Origin of the sequence: Methylophaga sp. SB9B, from assembly GCF_004832235.1 — a bacterium.
Taxonomy (GTDB): Bacteria; Pseudomonadota; Gammaproteobacteria; order Nitrosococcales; family Methylophagaceae; genus Methylophaga; species Methylophaga muralis.
Map to the genome: position 1 here is coordinate 358698 of NZ_SSXS01000002.1, position 23046 is coordinate 381743.

A 23046-nucleotide genomic window follows, 5' to 3' on the forward strand; every position below is an offset into this window, starting at 1 on the left:
TGGAGAACATGAGGACGGAAAATCTAGCTTTAGTGTTTATTGATCTAGATTTGACCCTCAAAAATCTGATTTAGCGTGCGTTCCTACTTATATAGTATGCAGAAATCCCGGCAGTTATCACTGCCGGGTTGTTTAGGATATTAAAAGTCGAGCTGTGCACCCAGTTTGATAGTGCGTGGCGCACCTTGGGCAATGCTTGAGCTGCCTGCAGAGGTTAACCAATAGGCTTTATCTGTCAGGTTTTCAACATTTAACCGCAATGTCAGTAGCTGTTTGTTGAAGTCAATTTCATAGCGTGCCCCCAAATCAAATAATGTTACCGAGCCGACATGCCATTGGTTGGCTATGTCCAATGGAACACTACTGGTGTATTGTGCGCCGCCAGTGAAGGTCAACTGGGTATTTGGCACGTGATACTCACTGTACAAACGGAATTGTTTATCAGCGACACCTTGAATCGGTTCACCTTCCAAACTTGGATTGGTGGTTTTTCTGTTAGTCGCATCGAGCCACATTGCACTGGCACCGACCAGCCATTGCTCAGTGATTTTGCCTCGGGTTGAAAGCTCAATTCCTTCGTAACGGGCTTCACCATCCTGGCTGAACACATCATTTCCGTCTGTGTAGGTAAGGCCTTTTTGCAGCTGGAATACAGCCATATTGGCTGACCAGTTTTGATAATCAAGCTTGATACCTGTCTCGTATTGTTTGCTGACTAGCGGTTCAAAGACCTCGCCAGCATTGATAGCGGTATTGGGTGCCGTGGCTCCTTGCTCAAAGGCTTCTACATAACTGGCGTAGATGGACATCCATTCCAGTGGCCGATAGATGGCTGCGAAGGACGGGGTGATTTCGCTCTCTTTGTAATTACCATAGTCATCCTCAAGACTGCCATAACGGGCTCCGATAATGAAATCCCAGCTGTCGCCGACATTAAGCGTATCGGAGATAAACGCTTCTTTACGGGTGATTCTGGAATATTCATTAAAGCTGGCATCACTTTTATCAAGATGACCGACTGGTCGATCGAAGTCGACAGGTGAAGATAAATTACCTGAGCCGAGTGGAATCGACATCGTGCCGATACCGGTACTATTTGATGAGATGGTACGGGTATGTGACAAACCGAATGCCATGTTGTGCGTGACGGGACCCGTTTCGATGACACCACTCAACACATTCTGTGTCTGATAGCTTTTGAACAGATTGTTGTAGTTGAACAGCGTAGCGGAGTAGTTGCCATCGCCATCAACGTACAAAATGGGCATCAGCGGATTACGGTAGCTGGTGGAATAACGGTAAGAGAGTTTGTTGTTCCAGTTATCGTTAACCTGCCAGATTAAATCACTGCCGGTGGTAATGTGTTCTGATTCATAACGCGTCCAATCCGGAGCAAGACTTTTATCACCGTCAATTGGACTGACGATATTGCTTACTGTGCGATCAGTGAATGAACCATCAGAGTTAGGAGAAATAGAAAAATAGCCACCATAGCTTTTACGCTCAGACACCAGTGCATCGACCTGCCAGGTCAGATCCGGTGTGATACGCAAGTCGAGTGCAACTGAAGCTGATTTACGGTAAGCCTCACCGTCATCGACATAGGTGTCACCGGCCTCACTGACCACATTAACCCGGTAACCAAACACTTGCTCTGGACCTACGCGACCACCGACATCTCCGTGTACCATCAACAGACCACTGTCCATTAATTGTGTGGAAACGCTGGCTTTGAATTCATCTGTTGGTCGTTTGAGTACGTAATTGATGATGCCGCCGGGAGCCGCGAAACCATAAAGGAAACCACCTGCGCCTTTTAGAATCTCAACCCGCTCAAGATGTTCAAGAGGAAGATCTTTGGCACGGCTGCGAAAATTCATACCGTCGAGTTTCTGTCCGGTATCAAAGTCCGTACTGATGCCACGAATCGAAAAAGCATTATTTTCTGTGAGCAGATTATTGCCCGATAGACTGATTGCCGCATCAAATTTGGTTAACTCACCTAGTGAGCGTGCCTGTAAATTGGCCATGTAATCTTCAGAGTAGGTTTCAATGGTAAACGGCGTATTCTGCTTGGACATATTTCCCAGAGCACCAGCAAACGCATCGCCAACACGATACGCATTGGCGGCAGAGCCATCCATCCCCAGACCTTGAACTTGCAGAGTCGATAAGGTGACACTTTGTCCATCATCCTGATTGGCTTGTTCATGCAAAGCGTAACTATTGTCACCCTGAGCGACGGCCACCAGACCGGTTCCATTTAGGATCTGGCTAAGTGCATTTTCAACGGTATAGCTGCCCTGCAAACCAGCACTGTTCTTGCCACTGGCTAATTCCGAAGCACCAACCAGATATATTCCGGCTTGGGCAGATAAGCGGGCCAGAACCTGACTTAGCGATCCGGAAGGGATATTAAACTGTTGTGTGGCTTGAGCCACAGACTGATTTGTTTCTGCCTGTGCTGCAGGCAGCCACGCCAGTGCACCCATGCTGGAAGCAGCAATAATATGTATAGAAAGCGCCAGCGGCTTAAACCGATTTTTACCTGGTTGCTTGGGACGGTGCTTTACCATTGTGTTACCTCATCTCGTTTAATGTTGATACCGATATAAACGGATGAGGGTGTGAAACCCGGAACCATTATTTGTATAAAAAACTGAAATAATCACAACGTACTGATTAAATTGATTATTTAATTGCGAAGTGACTCTACCTTAATCCACCCCGGAAAAACCTGACGAACCTGTATCGGCAAAACTGTGGTCAGCATAGCCAAAGCACGGTTGGTATCGCTGAGTGGGAAACTGCCATAGACTTTCAGTTGAGCAACATCATCAGAGATATTGATGTAGCCGTATTGATAGCGGTTTAGTTCGGCAATCAGATCTTCAAGCGTCATATCTTCTGCCACTAACAGTCCTTGTCGCCAAGCTTGGCGGGCTGTTATGGCGCGTTGTTTTGGCATTATCTGATTGGTATTAAAACGGGTTGTTTCGCCAGCACTAAGTTCTGCCTGCTGAGCGCTATTGGTTTGAACAGATACCGCGCCTTCATAGACGGCAAGTTCGATATTCTCTTGCTGGCTGATGACATTAAACTGGGTACCCAGAGCGGTTAATCTTCCGTGTGAGGTATCCACCACAAATGAACGGCGGAGATCTTTCGCCGTTTCAATATAGATTTCGCCATGCAGTAACTGAATACGTCTGTGCTGAGTTGTGTAATCAACATTGATGGCGGTAGCCGTGTTTAACCAGATTTGGCTGCCATCGGCCAGCGTGATATTTGATTGTTGACCAACCCCAGTGTGATAGTCAGCGGAAAATGCCATGATGCTTTCGGGAAGCCATTTTTTATTCCAGCTAAGCTGACCGACTAAACCTATCGCGCCAATACTGAGTATGCCGCTAAGAACACGACGTCGTTGGCGGAGTCGTTGATTGGCACTGAATAGATTATCCGCCGTGGTTTGTGGATCAGGTGTTTGTTGCAAGGTTTCAAAACTGTGGCTGATTTTTTCAACGTATTGCCAGGCCTTTTTATTTTCAGGCTTGGCGTCCAGCCATTGATGCCAAGCTATTTTGTGTTCGTTACTGGCTTGTCCATCGCGAAGCAGAGCAAACCATTCGGCAGCTTGTTCGAGTGCTTGATGAGATGGCTCAGCCATAGTTACATTTCTGGCTCGGAAATAAGCTCACGGGTGGTATGCGATGCCTGCAATTTAAGGCAGGCCAACATGGCCTTGGCAACATATTTACGCACCATGCGATCTGATACACCTAATTGAATTGCGGTTTCGGCATCGGTCATCTGACAGACCACCGCTAACAGAAAGGCTTTAGCGACTTTGGCTGGTAACTCGCTCAACATCAGATTGATTTCTTCCAAAGCTTCCAGCACTGATGCCTGTTTTTCAGCGGAGGGTGCTGTTTCTTCTGGGTAACTGGAAAGGGTGTCGTGCCAGGCTTTTTCAATTTCCTTTCGACGCCAATGATCAATACAAAGGTTTTTGGCGGTAGCACACAAATAACTGCGGGCATGGTCGCTGCTTGAAAAGTGACGTGAGGAACGCAAACCAAGCAGACGGAGAAAGGTATCTTGAGTCAAATCAGCGGCTTCAGCACTATTACCTAACCTTTGGTATAACCAGGATTTCAGCCAATTATGATGTTCGCTATACAGCACCTGCACATTAAAGTTACTGACAGATTGGGCACTGCTCACGAAAGACTCCTGAATGTAATTTGCTAATGAGAATTAATCGCATTCTAGTGGTTGAAGTTAATCCTGGCAAGTGAGCATGGTAATGGAGCGTTTTACTAACGCCTGTTTTGAGCATCAAGTTAATGTGCTATAAATTCGTCATCATAAATTCAGATGGGGGTAGGGCAGATGAAAATGGATTTATCTCGGTTTACGCTCCCTGTTAAAAACTTTATCAAGAAACCGCTGGTGGCCGCCGGAATTGGTTTTATGGTGTCTGTACCTGCTGAAAATGCTTATGAGTCGGGCATGGCGCTGATGTTTCCTGATTTATTCGATATGAGTGTTCAGGAGGTTATCGATATTCAGCAGACGCAGTTTGGTGCTTTGGAAAATTCTATTCAGCAGTTATCTGCTCTAACGGTGGGTAATGCAGAAGCTCAAACCGTTATCAGTCAGCTTAGTCAGAATCTGAATCAGGCGATGCAAGCCAATCAAACATTGACCAGTAAACTCGAAACAGTTGCATATGACCGTGAAGTGCTTCGTCAAGAGCTGTTGAATAAAAAAGGCGGGGATTTGATTCCGACGATAGCTTTGCCTGAGTATCAAACTATTTATTATCCCGATCTGGGTGTGCTGGCATTGAGAGATTATTATGCAACCAGTCGCAGCATTATCTTTACCATCAACGATCAAACAAAACGTTTAAACGTTGGTGAAAGCATCAAAATTGAACAAGATAATCAACTGTGCCGGCTGGTTTATCGTGGTATGCATGATGGTAAACATGGGGTGGAGAAAATCTGTAATAAAGCGTGATGGTTTGCTTAAGGAATTTTCTCAGGTAGTTCGGGTAAAACGCTGTATTGCGGTATTGGTTGAATGAGTAATATTTGAATCGTAGGACATATTTCAACCAAGTTAACCAAGGAGTTCGCCATGTGGACTAAACCAGAATATAACGATATGCGTTTTGGCTTTGAAGTGACTATGTATATCTGTAATCGATAACATCATGACGTCACTTAACGTTACCGACAAACACATAATGGGCTGGTTGTGGCATCCGATGAAATGCACTTGCCCGATTTGCAGTGCTTAATGATTTTCACATTGCAGATGAACATTCGCTAATAGGTTTGTTGATACCCCAGTCAGATTTGTTCAAATAAAAATGCCGGTCATAGACCGGTTTTTTTATGGTCGAAAATTTTATGAGATCCATGGCATTTTATTGAATAACTGCAAGATCATGACTTTGTATTTGCTTGATAAAAACCAAACTAAACTGGTTTGTTAATGGTCATACAGGCATACTGCGATTCGGTTTTTAATTCATTTCTTGTTGGAGACAACAGTGTTTAAAGTAAAGAAAATCATCTATATCCCAATCGCAATTCTGTTGATTGGACTCGGCGGAGCCCATGCTGTTGCTAATAATCAGGCAAATCAAGCGGCACAGGAATTAGTCGATGAATTGGTCTCCAAAATCAATGAAAATGGTGGACTGGTTGAAGTCGGAGAGGTTGAAGCCAATCCCTATAACAAAAACATTTCGGTTAAAGATGTGTTGGTTACCGATGATTCTGGTCGTCAACATCAAATCGGCTTATTAACGCTGAGTGAAATTGAATTGAATGAACGTCAGGATTTCATTTATGCAATGAATATCTCGACCAAAGATGCGTTATTTACCGTTACCGGTGGCGATGGAACAGCTGAGCAAGAACAATCGCTGGCCGATACCTTAAAAAGTTTAGGCATCAACAACGACAAAATTGGTCATGATCAACAATTGGCTTATCGATACAAACCTGCAGAACGTCAATTGAGCTTGAATTTACAGAATAAGTTTTACAATCCTGAGCTGACAAAAAGAGCAGCTGCGGAATTATTTTCGATGAATCTGCACACTGATTTCAGCCAGGTTCCTGATTTGGAAAGTCAGATGCAGCGTCTCAGAGACGATGCAGATATGACGACTGCCTCAGCTGAGTGGATGCAAACTGGTTTGATTAAAGCCACGGTTGATTTTGAAGATCTTGGTGCGTGGCAGCCTTTAATTGAAGACGGTGCCAAAAAAGCCGGCGTCACTCCAGCTGTTTTCAAAGAACAGTTAAAACAGCAATTGCTGCAACAATTTTCAGCAATGCCAGCCATATCAGCTAACTTGAAAAACCAATTAACCGATGCCAGCACTCGTTTTATCGATAGCGATTCGCCTCAGGTAGCTTTGGATATCAATTCAAAAAATCCACAAGGCACCGGAATCATGCTGGCATTGATGTCAATCATGATGTCACCGAACGCATTAGAAAGCTTCTTTGACATCCAGGTTAAAGCGGACTAGTTGCTTTAACAGATACTATCGGTTCCAACGATATTTTAAATAGAGGGTCACTCGCCAAATTGCTTGATTTACCTGTATGTCTTTAATCACTACAGGAAGATTTCCTCAATCAATGTTGCACTATTGTGACTGTCAAAATCGTCTCTCTATAATGAGAATGGTTATTATTAAATTTGAAAGTTCTATCTAAACTGGTCAGTTAAAACAAACAAACTGCTCAAAGTGACATGTTATTCGTTTGCGATTGGTTGGCAGTTTTGAAACCAGGTGAGATGGAAAAGCTTTAATGATGAATCATGCATGAACGCAAACGCAATCCACTTATTTCAAGTGAATTACGTGACTGCGTTTGTCTTGTGAAGAAGGCAATGTTGCCGGAACAATTGGGAGAGAATCAAGATGAAGAAAAATCGTTTATTAGCCGCGGCTGCAGTGTTTGCTTTAGTACCTTTTACTGCGTTTGCCGATGAATGTGAGTTAACCATTGAAAGCACTGATCAAATGAATTTCAGTGAAAAAAAGATGACGGCTCCAGCCAGCTGCGAAACAGTGAAAGTCGTGCTTAAACACACAGGTTCAATGGCCAGAGATATGATGGGACATAACTGGGTGTTGACCAAAAGAGATGACATGCAGGCCATTGTTAAAGAAGGTGCTGCTGCAGGCTTAGATAATAATTATTTGCCACAAGGTGATGATCGCATCATTGCTGCCACCGAAGTGATTGGCGGTGGTGAAACGACTGAAGTGGAATTTTCTACCGCTGGTCTTGCTGGTGAAAAACTGACTTTTTTCTGTTCATTCCCAGGTCATAGCGGAATCATGAAAGGCAGTTTTGAAGTTAAATAAATCTTCAAACCCTCTTACCAACAAGTTATTGGTGAGAGGGTTTTTTTATTTCTATCACTTATAAAGTGCAGGATCCACTTCCGGCAACGCTTCAAAAGCTGGCTTGGCAAAATAGTAACCCTGAAATAATGCAACGCCTTGAGCACGAATAAATTCAAACTCTTCTATCGTTTCAACACCTTCAGCAATAACTCTTATCTCTAAATCCTTACAGGTCATGATGATTGAGCGGACAATCGATTGTCTGACTTTATCAGTACTGATATTACGGATTAGTGCCATATCGAGCTTGATAATATCTGGCTGCCAATCTGCGAGCAGGTTCAAACCTGCATAACCGGAACCAAAATCATCAATCGCTGTAGTGAAATTGTGCCGTTTGTATTCATCGAAAATGTTTTTCAGATGATTGTTATCATTCACTTTTTCCACTTCGGTCACTTCAAACATTAAATTCTCGGTGGGAAAATTCATCACTGCGGCAGCTTCTAGCGTAGCTCTAATGCAGGTCTCGGGTCGATATACCGCATTTGGGAAAAAGTTGATGCTGAGCATACCTTGCAAATCAAGTTGTTTTGCCAGTTGAATCGCCTTAACGCGAATCGTCTGATCAAACGAATAACGATTGCTGTCGTTCAGTCTTTCCAAAATGGTATAAGCGGGTTCGTTGTTTACCCCACGGACCAGGGCTTCATAACCAAAAATGTGTTTTTCTTCAACATCGACAATGGGCTGAAAAGCCATTGAGAAACTGAAATCCAGTCCACCACCTTCTAAACATTTATCACAGCCTAAAGGTTTGAAATCTGGCATTTGATTGGTCATTTTTAATTCTCTCTTTCTGTACTTTTATATCGACGTTAACGTTATTTTTATTAAATGAAAATAATATTTTCAGGTTTTTTCCGGGATTGTTTATTCAGATAGGTTTTAAGCTGATACGCAAATTTATCGGCATTATCGTTGGATAACTTTTCAGGTAGCTCTTGACGTAAGGTTTGCATATCGCCAGGACTGATATCAATGTAACCCATTGACCAGTTATTAAAAATGTATTTATTGCTGAGGCAAATATTTAGCAGTTTACATTCATGATGCCGTTCATCAGTGAGGATTTTTTGGTAGAGGCTGAGAACAACATTTTCTGGTCCTTCAAGCACCTGAATAAAATCAGTATGGCTGTAACAAAGAATACCGTTTACGTTAACGAGTTGATTATTCTTCCGGCTTTGTGAGAGCAGTTTAGTTAAATCGTTTTCTGGCAAGCGATCATGAGTCTTACTGCTATATAAAATTCTCAATAAACTTCTAGTCAAAACAAAGCATCCAGATAACCATCTCATACAATTTGATGCAAATCCTTTTGCCATATATTTCAGTTTAGTCTATGCCACAGAACACCAGCCGACAAGCTTAATCATGCATCTAATTAGGTTTGATTATGAGTCTTTTTAGCTGGGTCATTTATCTGCACAATTAATTGTTGGGCAGCTTTCATGAGTGATTGGTTCTAAAGTGAGCATTTCTTCAAATGTGGAAAGAATGTTTTGATCTTCAGGTGCCAGTTTTTTTGCACACGCAGCAGAGGCCAAAGCGGTTTGATGACAACCGATTGCTTTTAAGGTGTAAGCGCGGTTATTTCTAAGTGATGCTTCCAATGGAAATTTGTCGGTTAATTCGGCAAATACGTCATCCGATTGGATAAAGTTTTCTTGTTGGTAATACATGTTCGCCAATGCAAGGCCAGGTTGTTTGTGGTCAGGCCAGTGCTCCATTGCCGCTTTATAAGCTGTTTCAGCAGTTACGTATTGACCAGTTTTTTCAGCGTCATAGGCTGTCTGTAACCAGGCTGCAAGTTGAGCAGTGGGGGGAACGTTTTCAGGTTGAACAATCACTAACGCCCAATGCTCACTGCGGGCCCAGGTACGCTCGAAGGTTTTTAAAGTAGTTTGCCAGCGTTCGGTCTCACCGGAGCGTAAAATCAACTGTTGTGTATCAATATCAAACCCCACCACCACAGCGTAATGCCAAAAAGGTTTCCAGTTAAATCCCAAATTCTGCATGACTAATACCGGATTTCCGGCAGCAACTTCAGTCAGTAACGCTTCCATATCCGGTGCTAACGGATAGGCCATCAACCCTTGTTTACGAGTTGCTGCAACCATTTCTATTTGTAAGCTGCCTTGTCTTTCCGGAATATAAACCTGATCAGTTAATGCTTCGGGCAAAATGTCTATGCCGCGATATTGCATAACAGTGGCTAATGCGGCCGGTCCGCATTGATATTGGGTTTGGGGGTAAAAGGGCACATCTTCCAGCTCAGCCTGCCGAGGTTCAAAGGCTGTTTGATTGAGTTGGTTGGTTTGAGGAGTATGACTACAAGCCGTAAGTAAAAAGCCTAGTAGTAATAAAACACCCAGCCGTAGCTGGGTGTGAGTTGAGCTATTACGTTTTTGCATAATTGAAAGAAATTATCTAACCGGTCTAACAAATGGGAAGATATCAGTTGCACCGATAGCATCGGTAATAACAAACACGACAAATATCAGCACAATTACACCAAGAATACCGCCAGCAGGCATGTCATTAATTTGTTGGTTTAACTGAGCAATTTCAAAATCAGTCATGCTGTTGATACGTTCTTGTACTAATTCTGGCGCAACACCCATGGAGACTAATTTTTCTTGGACATCATCCCGATCCAGCATTGAAAACAGCTGTTCACGATCGTATTGAGATTGTTGTGATTGAATGACATCCGGCGTGCTAATCATAGCCGCTTGTGCGGGTAAGGTGACGCTACCAAAAAAGCCCAATAAAGCAATCCAGGCGAATAATTTTTGTTTCATACATCCCTCCGTTGGTTTAGCAAGAGGCCAAAATAGACCTGAGATTGAGCTTATCATGAGAATCATAACTGCACTATAACGTATTCATGATTTAGCTATGAAGAACTCCCAGATTTGGCTGTAATTGTGATGAAATACCTTCGCTATTTAAATCCGTTTCAGTAGAGTTCCCTTATCTGTTACTTGATGGCAGAATTGAATAAATATTTTGACTGTTTTTGGTTAATCATTAGTTCGAATTCGTTGCTAATCACTAGAATAGTGAGCTACATATTTTTTAATTTATTTGCTTTAAATGGAGCTGATTATTCGCACTAATCAAAGTTTATTCCTCAGGCCTTTTACATTAGTCACGTCGTTAGTCGCTTTAGTGTCAGGGTTGGTAGTGACATTTTTCGTTGCAGGGAAAATTGCCGAGACAGAATATTTCCGGCTCGAATCTGCTTATACAATAATGTTTAACCAAGCTGCTGATGCCGTTGTCGGTAAAGTTAATGCTTATGGTGAAATGTTACGTGCGACTCAGGGTTTATTTTATGTCGCTCCAGATTTATCTCGCGAAGATTTTGCCAATTTTTATCAAAGCTTAAAACTTGAAGAAAATTATCATGGCATTCAGGGGCTTGGTTATGTTGCCGCTATAGCTCCAGAAGATAAACAAGCCCATATCAATGCTGTAAAACAATTGGGATTGACGGATTACAATATTTTCCCGGAAGGTGAGCGCGAACAGTATTCTGCCAACCTTTATATCGAACCCATGACCAGCAAAAACATTCGAGCCCTAGGCTTTGATATGTATTCAGATTCGTCACGCAAAGTAGCAATGGATCGTGCCATTGTGAGTGGTGCAGCAACACTTACTGAAAAGGTTTTATTAAAACAGGATGGCTCGGCATCACCTGTAAATGGTTTGTTAATGTATTTGCCGGTATTCATTGATCCTAGCGAATCCAATTTACCAGTAGAGTTGCGAACGGTTAACTCTGGTTGGGTATATGCAGTATTCCGTATTGATGATGTTTTAAAGGATGTGTTGGCCACTCATACCAATGTTGGATTGTTAAAAATTTACGACGATGCTGACGAACAGTCAGAAGGTTTGTTGTTCTCTCAAAGCGGTACCCCTTCCAAAGTAAATTTCAGTTTACAAAAAAGCTATGACATCGGCGGACGTACCTGGTCTTTTGTCGGTCAGCCAGATCGTCAGTTTGCTGAAAATGTATCACGCAGTAACCCAGCTTTAATCTGGCTGATTGGCAGTGTTATTTCATTATTATTTGCTTTAGTGATTGCAGCCATTGCCAATAGTCGGGCAAATGCTCTTCGAATCGCCGCGCAAATGACCAAATCATATCGGCAGAATGCTCGCCGACTGGCCTTAGCCACTGAAGCGGCTGAGATTGCTATTTGGGAATGGGAAGTTGAAAGCAACATGATTCTGCTGGATAAAATGGCAAGCAATGTTTTTGGCTTGAAGTCTGGCACTGAACAACTGGAATATAGCGAATTTGAAAAACTGATCTATGAAGCGGATTTGCTGGCATTTCGCGTCGCTGTTGAACAAGCCATGCAGCAACATAAAACCATGGAGATTCGTTTCAGAATTCATCATGGCAACGAAACTCGGATGTTACATACTTCTGCTGAGGTGTACTTTAACGAGACAGGGCAGAGCGTTTCTTTAGTGGGTGTCAGTTATGACATTACTGAAGACTGGTTGCATCAGAAAACTATTCTGGAGACTGAGCAGCGCTGGAAGCATGCCCTGGAAGGCAGCGGTGCGGGTGTATGGGACTGGAATGTACCGAACAATGTGGTGGTATTTTCAGAGCAATTACTTTCAACATTGGGTTACTTGCCGGGCGATATCGTTGGCAAAATGGAAAATTTGCTCAAACTGATTCATCCACAGGATATCGAAAGGGTTACAGCCGATATTAATCGTATGCTTAGTGGTGAAAAACCCGAATACCGTAACGAGCATCGTATCCTCTCTAAGGATGGTAGCTGGAAGTGGATGCTTGGTAGCGCCACGGTGGGAGAGCGAGATGCTGATAATAATGCGATTCGAGTGATTGGAACCAAGACAGATATATCTTGGCGTAAACAGGCGGAATTGGCTTTGCAACAAAGTGAAGAGCGGTTTCGTAATGCATTTGATACTGCAGCAATAGGAATGGCTATTGTCGGATTGGACGGCCGTTGGTTAGAAGTGAATGGTGCACTGTGTCGAATGCTTGGCTACAGTGAAGAAGAGTTGATGGGCAAAACCTTTGTGGATGTCACACACCCTGATGATTTGGATCTGGATTTAGAATACGTACAGAAATTGCTCAATGGTGATCTTGAGCATTATCAGATGGAAAAACGCTATTTTCATAAGACCGGCGACATTATTTTTGTTTTGTTGAGCGTTTCACTGGTGCGTAATGAAAAAGGTGAGGTTATTCACTTTATCTCACAAATTGAAGATGTGACTGCTCGTAAGTCTGAATCAGATCGCATCCGCCAAATGGCTTATCACGACACTTTGACAGGCCTGCCGAATCGTCGCCTGTTTGATGAACGTATCGGCCATACATTGGCGCATGCTAAACGAGTTGGCTACCCGATAGCATTGATGTTTGTGGATGTTGATCATTTCAAACAAATCAACGATACACATGGCCATGATGTGGGGGATGAAATCCTTAAAGCGGTAGCCGACAGGATGACGCATTGTTTACGGCAGACCGATACGTTGAGCCGAGTTGGTGGTGATGAGTTTGTGATTCTGCTGACCGAAATCAAAAAACCTGAAGATGCCAAAGGCGTTGCTGAACATATTCTGGAAACCGTGTCACAACCGCTGCATGTGCATACCCATGATTTCCGTATTACCTTGAGTATCGGGGTAGCGATTTTCTCAGGTGATTTGGAAACTGAGACCGTCAGCGAACTAACCAAAAAAGCTGATCTTGCCTTGTATGAAGTCAAATCTGCCGGACGTAATGGTGTGCATATCTTTGGTTCTAATCACATCAAGGTTGAACCGAAAGCGCAGAAAAAAACCAAAGCTTAATCGTTGTCTGCTGTTAATTTGGTTAAATTACGTCTTAGCAGGTTAGCAAACATATTGATTTTTGGTTTTTCATCCGGGTTAAATGCTACCGGGCGGATTTGCTGCATGGCGCTGATACCAATTCTGGCCTGATACAAACCGACACCAAATCCTTGGGCAACGCTACCGAGAATTTTTCCTCCCAAGCCAATACCGACCTGTTCAGAAAAGAAGCTGATACCTGCCTGACTGGCATAACTGCCCAGGGCAATTTTGGCAACACGCAAGTTCAACCGCCATTGCGCCAATCGATTTAATCTCACGCCATAAATCATATTGATCTGATTAATCATTTTCAGTGTTTTCCAGACTACCAGCAGCGAATCCACCACCGCCAACTGACTGACGGCAATCATTGCAGCACTGCTGATGCTGGTGCGTTCGATGACATTAATCGCCTGTTTGTCGAGTTGCTTGTAAAAGTCTTCGCTAATACGACTAACGACTTCACCGTCATTTAAATAATCGGGTAGCCGTTGGATGCACGGGGTTAACAACTCGGCTTGAGGTTGATCCTCATAGAATTGTTCTAGAGAATGTAGCCATTTTTTGGCATGGCCAATATGCTGTTCATGCACTAAACGCCCGGCCTCTTCACGGATCAAATCCGCCTGTTTGAGTTGTTTTTGATTACGACGAAACACCAGCAGTTGCTGCATTACTAATCCGGCCAGCAACAAAGCAAAAGCACTAAATGCCATTCCCATCACACGACTTTGTTGCCAGAGCATTTGAGCAAAATCAGCAATATCCCACGCCAGCATAATCAATAATACAACAAACAAGGTGGCGATTAACCACTTCAAACCTCGGTTGCGGCGAGGGGGAATCAGCAAGCCGTCATCAAAATCCGTTAACGGATCGGCCTCAATGGAGTCAGGAACAATGACTTCGTTTGTTTCAGCGACGGCTTTGAAAAAGGTTTCAGTTTTATGTGTTGCTGGTTCACTGGTTTGCGTCGGTTTCGATTTAAAAAAATCGTCATTGGAACTCATTAAAATTTATCTCCAATCAGATCTCGTAAGACTTTATCCATGCGGATATGTGCCAGCCGTCCGCCAATCAGTAAATCGGGATTTACTGGTGCTCGAAGCACTGGCGGTTTCCATTGAGATAGTTGCTGCCATTGAACTGAGTCTGGGAGTTGATCAGGAATGGGTGGGTGGCGTAACTCGCCAAACTGCCCGTCTAATAATCTGGCTGTCAGATGATCATTGTGGTCGTGTGTGCTGCGCACAGCTGCAGCAATTTCGGTTTCAATCTCAATTCGATATCTTACTGATTGCGGGCAGATATGACTGATGATTTCATCACATAAGCGACGAAGGGCTTCATGTTGATTCATTAAGATTCGGTCAGGCTTAGAAGCCAGAAACAGGATCTTTTCTACCTGTGGACTGAATAGTCGATTCAGGAATGCATTATTTCCTACGTGATAGCTGTCAATGATTCGACTGAATGCAATCACCATATCATCAAACTTTTCCTTGCCGCCACTGAGTGCTTTTAACACGTCAATTAAAACAACCTGGCGATCTATGCCACGGAAAAAGGTTTTATAAAAAGGCTGAACAAATTCTTTTAGATAGGATTTATAACGTTGCTGCATGACTTTATATAAAGAATCATCAGAGGCTTTGTTTAATTGATGTTCTGATAGCGTTTGCAGATTGAATAAAGGAATAAACACTTGAAAGTCTTCACTGTCAGGTAACAGAGCCCTTCCAGGTTGGATAAACGTCAGTCCAGCGGTTTTACAGGTCTGCAGAAAATTTCGATAACGAACATACAATGCTTCAATCTGCTGTTCATCAAAGACTGCCAGAGGATCCAACGCATTCAAATTCTCTAGCAGATCTTCAGCCAGTTCCTGGCGAATGCCTTTGGAGCAGAGTGCTGCGGTGTCGATACTCCATTGCCGGTAATCCTGTTGCAGCATGGCGAGATCCAATAACCATTCTCCGGGATAATCACGCAGCTCTAATGTAAAGCGACGGGTTTCGCCAGTGAATGTTGGCAACATGTTTTTTTTCTTGTATTCAATGACTAAGCGGCAACCACTAATATGTGTTGTTGATGGAGGCCATTGCGGCGGATCATCAGCTAAGGCCTGAATGCCCTGTTGGTATTCAAACAACGGTAAATCATCCAAGGACTGTATTTTGACACCAAGCAAACGTTCATCACGGGCAGGGAGAAAACCGCCCAAATGGGCATGGTTGGAATATTTAAGTTGATGAATCAGACTGGTGATGAAGGTTGATTTACCACTCCCACTGAAACCGGTAATGCCAACACTTAAATGTTTATCAAGGCTGCGGGCAACCCATTTACTGGCTTGTTGATCAATATCTTCAAGCGTTTTATTTAGACGGCGGCCGAGTTGTTCAATCTGTGAATTCATAGCCATCAGCTTACCCTAGCTCTAGTAATGTGTCTCGCTCATGAAGATTCTGCAGTCGTTGAACGTTTATCGTTATACATCGTGTCATCTGCATAAGAAATCAGTTCATCGGCATTTTTACCATCGTGCGGGTAACACGCAATGCCAATGCTGGCACTGATACTCAATATGACACCTTCATTAAGTTCATATTCCAAAGCTAATTGCTGACGCAGTTTCTCGGTTACTTGCTGGGCTTCTTCATAATCGCTGTGATTAATAATGATGGCAAATTCATCGCCTGCTAGACGGGCAGCCGTATCTGATTCACGGATAGTGTCACGAATACGTTCAGCGACTAGTATCAACAACATGTCACCGTTTAAATGACCATAAGTATCATTGACGGCTTTGAAATCGTTCAGATCAATATAAAGCAGACAAAACGGTTGTTTGTATCTAGCTGATTCTGCAATAGCCTGATTCAGCCGATCATAAAATAATACCCGGTTAGGCAATTTCGTCAGGCTGTCATGTGTGGCTTGCCACTGCAAAGCAATTTCTGATTTTTTACGCTCGGTAATATCAATAACTACTACTAACATTCGGTTTTGGTTGATGGGAGACGTTCTGGCCATGAAATAATGCTGATTCCCAACCAGGTTTAGTTCGTATTCGTAGTAATCGCTTTCACCTTCATCCAGGGTCTTGTGAAGTGCCTGCAAAGTCCGCCGAGCAAGAAAGTCAGGTAATGTGTGGCTGACGTGCTTGTTGATAAAATCTTCCTCAGGCAACAACAATGGCACACTTTCACCCTGCTCAAAATCAACGATTTTGCCACTTCTATCAATGGTAAACAGTAGATCAGGAATGGCTTTGATAATGGCTTGGTTACGCTGATAACTCTGCTGAAGGGCGACCTTACTTTCGATTAGTTGTTGGTTTATTTCCAAGCGGCGGCCAATTAACCAAGCCGTCATCACTATCAAAATAATTAACGAAAGAGCGGTTAAGGTGCTATTACGCAGATGCGAAAATTTGTAGATAGAAAGTAATTCATCAACTACAGCTCGATTTTCTCCAACAAACACATGCAGTCGCCATTTGGGCAGCGTTTGATAAGCAAACTGATAATAATCGCCATTTGAACGTTGGTATATACCTTCCCCGGCTAAAGGTAATTTGTCTGTTTTGATATGTTCGGTAACATAGTCCAGTGTCTGTCCGGGTTCAAAATCCTGGTACGGGACACGGAAGACTATTTCACCTTCTTCATGCACGATCGACGAAAATAATTGTGCATTAACACTAATCCCGCTGAGTGCTAATGAGAAGGTTTTGATATCGATAACTGCTGCGATGACGCCCTGAAAGTTATCTTCTGCATCATATAACCCACGACTGATGACCAACACCGGATCTTCATGACCACGCCCTGGCAACATGGGTTTGGATGTATAGACTTTGTCAGTTCTGGTTGTCTGATGCACCACAAAATAATCACGACCAGACAAATCCAGCGGACCACGCAGGTGCTGCGGATAACGTAATAGCCCATCCGCGTTGACATGCAATAAAGCCTGCATTTCAGGGTTATTGATGGAGTAATGTCTGAGCAGATAGGTTTGTGGTTCAGGATCACTTACAAAATCTGGATGCGAACTTATTAGCTTTAATGTCTGATCAATTGCTTCGAGTTTTGATTCAAGTAACTGAGCCTGCATTAAGGCAAGCAATTGATTACGTTGGGCAATCTGTTGATTAACTTGAGAAGAGTAGGCCGCTAATTGCTGTTGGTAGTTTTGATAAATAACCAACACAGTCAACGTGATTATTAATATGGCGTAAAGCCATAATTTGCAATGAACAGGACAGCGCAATTTGAAATTGGATTTCTCTACCACAACATTCACCATTTATTGGCTGCAGGAGGAGTCCAGAGGTAATAACCTCTGCTGAGGTATTTCAGTTAAAAAAATCCGTGTGTTATTAATAAAAAACAAAAGTGATATCTCGGTAAACAGGATTGTTAAATTCTGCTTCAAATATAGCACCATTTAAAAAAATGACGATATTAATTATAGTTGACATAGTAAGGCGGCTAACTATAAGCTGGCTACTATGTTACAAGTCAAAGATATTCCTAACGCCGAGATAATGCAGAAATTTGCAGCTCGCTACCCACAAACTGATATCAAAAGTGTCATCACATTTTTGAATTTGTTACGTGTGGGCTCAGATTTAACGTATGGTCTAAATAGTTATCTGGCTGAATATGATTTGTTACAGGGGCGATGGTGGGTTTTACTGTTGCTGATGCGTGAAGATAATCTGAGTTCAACCCCTTCTGCCTTGGCAGAAAAAGCAGGTGTATCACGGGCTACCATGACGGGATTATTAGATGGCCTATTACGCGAAAAACTGATTAGTCGTGTACACGCTAAACAGGATCGTCGTCAGATCCAGATTCGTTTGACCTCGTTGGGTCAGGCCAAACTGGATGATGTTATGCCCGGATACTATCAACGAGTAAATCAATTGATGCAGGCGTTAACAGAATCAGAAGCAATGCATTTAATGACTTTACTGCAAAAAATTTATCAACAACGGCATGTTTTTGAAAATAAAACTGTCGACATTAAGAATTAATAAAGGAGTTCGTAATGAAAGTATTAAAACGTTTTTTACCCTAGGTCTTATTGTGCTGGCAGTCAGCGCATGCAGCAATCCAGCTGCAGACTATGATGTGCAAGAAGTTGTAAATTCTGCCAATGAACAATGGAATGCTGCATTTAACGACAACAATTTAGATTCATTAGTCGAGCTATATGCATCTCAAGCAACTTTATCTCCTGGTAATGGCAAAGTGTTAAATGGCCAACAGGAAATCGCTGCGTTGTTTCAAGGCTTTTTTGAAAATGGCTTGCACAACCATCAAATCGACACTATCTCAACCTATTCATCTGATGGACAGATCAGCCAATTGGCAAACTGGTCAGCAGATGTTGAAGCTGAGGATGGTCAAACGTTAACATTCCAAGGTGTATTGATGACTGTTTTACAGCAGAATGATGCCGGTGACTGGGAAGTTGTTTCGCATATCTGGAACATGGCTGAATAACATCAGCTGCATTTCCAAACAAAAAAGCGTTGATTCAACCGGCTTTTTTTTTATACTTTTTTTGACGTAGTTCAGAGAAAATTTGCGTAACCCAACAGAGCTGTGCTAAAAACCATGAAAAAAATATGGTTTTAATAAGGAAATTTTCCTGTGAGCGCCCTACATACGCATCAAAGACACATGCTATTGGAATTACTGTTTGATCGCGTTCATGAAGGCATCATTATCACCAATGCCGACAATGTCATTGTTGAGGTAAACGATACCTTATGTGAAATCACTGGGTATAGCAGGGATGAACTAATTGGCAAGCGGCCCAATATTCTCAGTTCTGGCAAACAAAGCAAAGCCTTTTACAGTGAAATGTGGCAAAGCCTTACGCAAAATAGCTTTTGGCGTGGAGAGGTGTGGAATCGCAAAAAAGACGGTTCATTTTATGCCGAAGTTCTGACCATTCATCGCACCACTGATCCGCAATCTGGTGAATTATTTCATTTGGGCTTGGTGTCTGACATTACCATGCTCAAGCAGCATCAGGCTGAATTGGAACGGCTTGCTCATTACGATGCATTAACAGCATTACCCAACCGAAATCTGCTGGCGGATCGATTTGAACAAGCAATCGCCCATAGCAACCGTACCCAAAGCTTACTGGCGATTTGTTTTCTTGATTTGGATAACTTCAAACCAGTGAATGACGATTTGGGTCATAACATCGGTGACGAATTATTAATTGAAGTCGCGCAACGCATTAAATCCATGTTGCGTCAGGACGATACGGTCTCGCGCTATGGTGGTGATGAATTTGTCATTCTGCTTGGCGAAATCCAGAATCGGCAGGATTGCGAAGCATTACTGCACAGATTAACCGATGAACTTAGTCGACCTTATCAAATCGCTGATCACAACATCCGTATAAGCGCCTCCATTGGCTATACCGTTTATCCCTTTGATCAAGGCTCCATGCAGACATTGATAGAGCATGCCGATCAGACACTTTATAAAGCTAAGCTGGATGGCAAGAAAACCTTCCGTATGTATGAAACAGGTAAGGATGGTTGGCGTGATGACAAATCTGACCAGTTGTATGCGATCAGACGTGGTTTGACTGACAATGAATTTCAACTATTCATGCAGCCTAAAATCAGTATGTGTACTGGTGAAGTAGTAGGATACGAAGCACTTATTCGCTGGCAACATCCTGAACAGGGCCTGTTGTATCCTCAGCAGTTTCTGCCTTTAATCAATGGCACCACGCTGGAGATACAGTTAGGCGAGTGGGTTATCCGGCAAGCCCTGATGCACTTACAGCAATGGCAGAATCAAAATCACCATTGGCATATCAGTATTAACTTGTCGGCCTACCATCTTGGCTTTAATGGCTTTTTACAACGGCTGGGAGAGATCATTGCTGACTTTCCCGAAGTAGATTTACAGTTTTTTCAATTTGAGATTCTGGAAAGTCACGCCTTGGATGATCTGAGTTTGATCGTCGATGTGGTGCGTCGCTGCAGAAACGAATTTAAGATTAAAACGGTTTTGGATGATTTTGGTACAGGTTATTCTTCTCTGAGTCATATCCGTACTTTACCGGTCTCTGCGGTAAAAATTGATCAGACATTTGTGCGTAATATGCTGGTGGATGTTGATGACTGCAAAATCGTCGAAGGGGTTATTGCATTGGCCCGATCATTTGATTTGGAGGTGATTGCTGAAGGTGTTGAATCGCTTCGTCATGGACAAATACTACTTTCCATGGGCTGTGAATTTGCACAGGGATACGTGATTGCCAAACCGATGCCGGTCAACGAACTGCTTGCCTGGAATCAGCAATTTTCCTTACCTCAGGACTGGCGCAAATATCGTTATCACCAACAACATATTAAATGGACACAGATAAATCTTTTTTGTTTGTATTTAGAATTAAGTGTCGAAAGTTTGCAGAGGCGTTTTGCTGTCGATTCCGATGAGAACGATGCAGTTTGGTCAATTATCTCGCTCAAACAATCGCATTGTGGAGTCTGGTTGGAAAGAACAGAAAATTTACAGTTAATTGATAAAGAATGTCTGCAGATTCTAAAAGAGAAATATAGAAGCTTTCATCACCTGATGACGATGACGATTAAGCTATATCAAGCTGGTAGAAAACAAAACGGCCTGCAAAACCTTCAATCTCTGCAGCTAAGATATCAGGATATGCATCAGTTTATCCAGTCGACAATTCTGCATATGGAACCGCCCGAGTTGGTTACTGACAAGCGCGGGACTTAACAAAAAAATTGCTACTGTTCATCAATCCTGATGATTAGGGAAGATAAACATGCGCTAGGATCCTGGTGCTAAATTCTCTATGATTAAATGTTTTGTTATATAACGAGCAATTTTAGATGCAAAATCGTAAACGGATATTTACGCTGACAATCAGCTCGCTGGTTTTGCTAGGTTTTATGGCTACCAGCCTGATTGGCTATTTTGTCGCTCGTGATTCCACCAGTGAACAATTGCAAAAACAGATGCTGCCACTGACCAGTGACAACATCTATTCCGAAATCCAGCGTGATTTATTGCAGCCATTATTGATTTCGTCATTGATGGCCAATGATACTTTTCTAATTAATTGGGCTGAGTCTGGCGAACAGGATCCCCAACAATTGTCAGATTATTTGGCGCAGATTCAGCGTAAATACAACACTATTACCGCATTTTTTGTCTCTGAGAAAACCCGTAATTATTATCATCCCAAAGGCATTATCAAACAGGTTGATGAAACTGATCCGGCTGACAGCTGGTTTTTCAAGGCCCGCAAAATCAACACCGATTACGATATCAATATCGATTGGGACACGGCGGCACCTAACCGGATGAGCATTTTTGTTAATTACCGGGTGATTAATCAACAAGGTGAGCTGGTTGGAGTGACGGGTGTCGGTTTGTCGATGGAAATGGTTGCTCAATTAATTGAAAACTATCAACGACGTTATGGCCGGGAAATTTACTTTGTCGACCGCCAAGGTGAAATCACACTGCGTAGCAGCCTGTTTCAGGATGATATCTATCTGCAGAATAAAGCAGGATTAGATCAGTTATTTATGCAGATCCTCAGTAATCCAAGTGCTTCCGTGAGCTATGCGGCTAAAGATGGCAATACCATCTATCTAAACAGCCGACTGGTCCCTGAGTTCGACTGGTTTTTAATTGTTGAACAAATCAATGATCCCGCGACGGATAGAATTGAAACGGCTTTATGGATCAACGTAGGTGTTTCGCTGGCAATCAGTATTTGTGTGTTGATGCTGGCTCATTTTACGATACGAGGTTATCAACGTCGCCTTGAGTTGATGGCCAGCAAAGATAAATTAACTGGCGCTACCAGCAGGCAGGTGTTTGATTGGGTCTTTGATAAAGCACAAAAAACGGCACTGAGAAAGGACTGGTCTTTATCGATGATCGTACTCGACATCGATCATTTTAAATCGGTCAATGATAAATACGGCCATCAGTTTGGTGATCAAGTGCTCAAATCGGTCAGTCGTTTGATTAAACAAAAAGTACGGGATGTGGATGTTTTATGTCGCTGGGGTGGTGAAGAGTTTTTATTGCTGCTTGAAAACTGTGATCAACAGCATGCAGCAAGAGTCGCAGAGATGATTCGTGAGGCAGTCAGTGAGCTGCAGATCCGTATTAAAGATGAGAGTATTAGCGTGACTATCAGCGCTGGGGTAGCAGAATATCAATTAGGTGAAAGCATGGATAATTTGATTGAACGGTGCGATCACGCTATGTATGAATCCAAGAATAAAGGACGAAATCGTATTACGGTTTACTAGGACTTGTTTTTCTTTCATCTCCGCCTCTGTTGTGAGCTGAAAAAGCGTCAATCAAGGCACGAGGAGCGTCTTTTGTGAGATACCTCCATGTATCTCACCCCATTGGGGGCTTGCGCTCAAAAACGTTCCTGACGTTTTTGTAGTTATTCTAAATAAGCGACGAGCAACGCAGACCGGCGCGCGCCTCCCTGGCGCGCCGGCATACAGTCCATCCGTGGACATAAGTGGCGCTTTTTCAGTCACAACCCGAAGGGCTGGGGCTATTTTTGCGGCCGCTGCGTTGTCAATCACTTATGTAGGGTGGCTACACTGCGTGCTTTTCGCCTTGTCGGACACAAAAATAGCCGCCAGCAGT

Annotated in this window: 19 protein-coding genes; 9 read left to right on the plus strand and 10 right to left on the minus strand. The window is 42.9% G+C overall.

Features of this window, described 5'->3' with window-relative positions:
* Positions 1 to 140: 140 nt before the first annotated feature.
* The 3 genes from E8Q33_RS03845 to E8Q33_RS03855 all read right to left on the minus strand — a co-directional run bounded on the left by E8Q33_RS03845 (position 141) and on the right by E8Q33_RS03855 (position 4227).
* Complete coding sequence (locus E8Q33_RS03845; protein ID WP_136552919.1) at positions 141 to 2576, minus strand: TonB-dependent receptor; 2436 nt, start codon at positions 2574 to 2576, stop codon at positions 141 to 143.
* A gap of 119 nt (positions 2577 to 2695) precedes the next feature.
* On the minus strand, positions 2696 to 3670 hold the full coding sequence (locus E8Q33_RS03850; RefSeq protein WP_136552921.1) for a FecR family protein: 975 nt from the start codon (positions 3668 to 3670) through the stop codon (positions 2696 to 2698).
* Positions 3671 to 3672: 2 nt separating this feature from the next.
* Positions 3673 to 4227, minus strand: coding sequence for a sigma-70 family RNA polymerase sigma factor (locus tag E8Q33_RS03855; protein WP_136552923.1), 555 nt, complete (start codon positions 4225 to 4227; stop codon positions 3673 to 3675).
* A gap of 174 nt (positions 4228 to 4401) precedes the next feature.
* Here E8Q33_RS03855 and E8Q33_RS03860 point away from each other — a divergent pair, with 174 nt between their 5' ends.
* From E8Q33_RS03860 to azu, 4 genes are all read left to right on the plus strand, one after another.
* The gene (locus E8Q33_RS03860; protein ID WP_168800136.1) at positions 4402 to 5028 is read left to right on the plus strand and encodes a hypothetical protein; all 627 of its coding nucleotides are present in this window, start codon (positions 4402 to 4404) and stop codon (positions 5026 to 5028) included.
* Positions 5029 to 5148: 120 nt separating this feature from the next.
* The gene (gene pqqA, locus E8Q33_RS03865; protein WP_084003089.1) at positions 5149 to 5220 is read left to right on the plus strand and encodes a pyrroloquinoline quinone precursor peptide PqqA; all 72 of its coding nucleotides are present in this window, start codon (positions 5149 to 5151) and stop codon (positions 5218 to 5220) included.
* A gap of 346 nt (positions 5221 to 5566) precedes the next feature.
* Complete coding sequence (locus E8Q33_RS03870) at positions 5567 to 6559, plus strand: hypothetical protein (RefSeq protein ID WP_136552925.1); 993 nt, start codon at positions 5567 to 5569, stop codon at positions 6557 to 6559.
* A 399-nt stretch (positions 6560 to 6958) separates the two neighbouring features.
* A complete protein-coding gene (azu, locus tag E8Q33_RS03875) occupies positions 6959 to 7408 on the plus strand; it encodes an azurin (protein ID WP_136552927.1) in 450 nt (149 codons plus the stop codon).
* A gap of 54 nt (positions 7409 to 7462) precedes the next feature.
* Here azu and E8Q33_RS03880 read toward each other — a convergent pair whose 3' ends face one another.
* From E8Q33_RS03880 to E8Q33_RS03895, 4 genes are all read right to left on the minus strand, one after another.
* Positions 7463 to 8233 (minus strand): EAL domain-containing protein, encoded by a 771-nt coding sequence (locus E8Q33_RS03880; protein WP_136552929.1) that lies wholly within the window; start codon positions 8231 to 8233, stop codon positions 7463 to 7465.
* A 50-nt stretch (positions 8234 to 8283) separates the two neighbouring features.
* Complete coding sequence (locus tag E8Q33_RS03885; protein WP_136552931.1) at positions 8284 to 8778, minus strand: BLUF domain-containing protein; 495 nt, start codon at positions 8776 to 8778, stop codon at positions 8284 to 8286.
* 90 nt (positions 8779 to 8868) lie between these two features.
* Entirely contained in the window at positions 8869 to 9867 is a 999-nt protein-coding gene (locus E8Q33_RS03890; protein ID WP_136552932.1) for a PA2778 family cysteine peptidase, read from the minus strand.
* 12 nt (positions 9868 to 9879) lie between these two features.
* On the minus strand, positions 9880 to 10257 hold the full coding sequence (locus E8Q33_RS03895; RefSeq protein WP_069296942.1) for a DUF6627 family protein: 378 nt from the start codon (positions 10255 to 10257) through the stop codon (positions 9880 to 9882).
* 385 nt (positions 10258 to 10642) lie between these two features.
* On the opposite strand from E8Q33_RS03895, the gene E8Q33_RS03900 reads away from it, so the two are divergent.
* Entirely contained in the window at positions 10643 to 13321 is a 2679-nt protein-coding gene (locus tag E8Q33_RS03900) for a PAS domain S-box protein (RefSeq protein ID WP_168800137.1), read from the plus strand.
* On the opposite strand, the gene E8Q33_RS03905 is transcribed toward E8Q33_RS03900, so the two are convergent.
* From E8Q33_RS03905 to E8Q33_RS03915, 3 genes are read right to left on the minus strand one after another with little or no spacing between them, the layout of a single operon-like run.
* On the minus strand, positions 13318 to 14355 hold the full coding sequence (locus tag E8Q33_RS03905) for a TIGR01620 family protein (protein WP_136552936.1): 1038 nt from the start codon (positions 14353 to 14355) through the stop codon (positions 13318 to 13320). The two genes, E8Q33_RS03900 and E8Q33_RS03905, sit on opposite strands and share 4 nt — an antisense overlap.
* Complete coding sequence (locus E8Q33_RS03910; RefSeq protein WP_247869909.1) at positions 14355 to 15770, minus strand: YcjX family protein; 1416 nt, start codon at positions 15768 to 15770, stop codon at positions 14355 to 14357. Before E8Q33_RS03910 ends, E8Q33_RS03905 begins: the two co-directional genes overlap by 1 nt.
* 32 nt (positions 15771 to 15802) lie before the next feature.
* Complete coding sequence (locus E8Q33_RS03915) at positions 15803 to 17647, minus strand: diguanylate cyclase domain-containing protein (protein ID WP_168800138.1); 1845 nt, start codon at positions 17645 to 17647, stop codon at positions 15803 to 15805.
* Between the two features lie 217 nt (positions 17648 to 17864).
* Here E8Q33_RS03915 and E8Q33_RS03920 point away from each other — a divergent pair, with 217 nt between their 5' ends.
* The 4 genes from E8Q33_RS03920 to E8Q33_RS03935 all read left to right on the plus strand — a co-directional run bounded on the left by E8Q33_RS03920 (position 17865) and on the right by E8Q33_RS03935 (position 22691).
* Positions 17865 to 18392: a MarR family winged helix-turn-helix transcriptional regulator gene (locus E8Q33_RS03920; protein ID WP_136552940.1), complete on the plus strand. Its 528-nt coding sequence runs from the start codon at positions 17865 to 17867 to the stop codon at positions 18390 to 18392.
* A gap of 52 nt (positions 18393 to 18444) precedes the next feature.
* Positions 18445 to 18864 (plus strand): DUF4440 domain-containing protein, encoded by a 420-nt coding sequence (locus E8Q33_RS03925; RefSeq protein ID WP_247869910.1) that lies wholly within the window; start codon positions 18445 to 18447, stop codon positions 18862 to 18864.
* Between the two features lie 150 nt (positions 18865 to 19014).
* The gene (locus E8Q33_RS03930) at positions 19015 to 21135 is read left to right on the plus strand and encodes a bifunctional diguanylate cyclase/phosphodiesterase (protein ID WP_136552943.1); all 2121 of its coding nucleotides are present in this window, start codon (positions 19015 to 19017) and stop codon (positions 21133 to 21135) included.
* A gap of 116 nt (positions 21136 to 21251) precedes the next feature.
* Positions 21252 to 22691 carry a sensor domain-containing diguanylate cyclase gene (locus E8Q33_RS03935; RefSeq protein ID WP_069295640.1) on the plus strand — a complete coding sequence of 480 codons (1440 nt, stop codon included), beginning with the start codon at positions 21252 to 21254 and terminating at the stop codon, positions 22689 to 22691.
* Positions 22692 to 23046 lie beyond the last annotated feature (355 nt).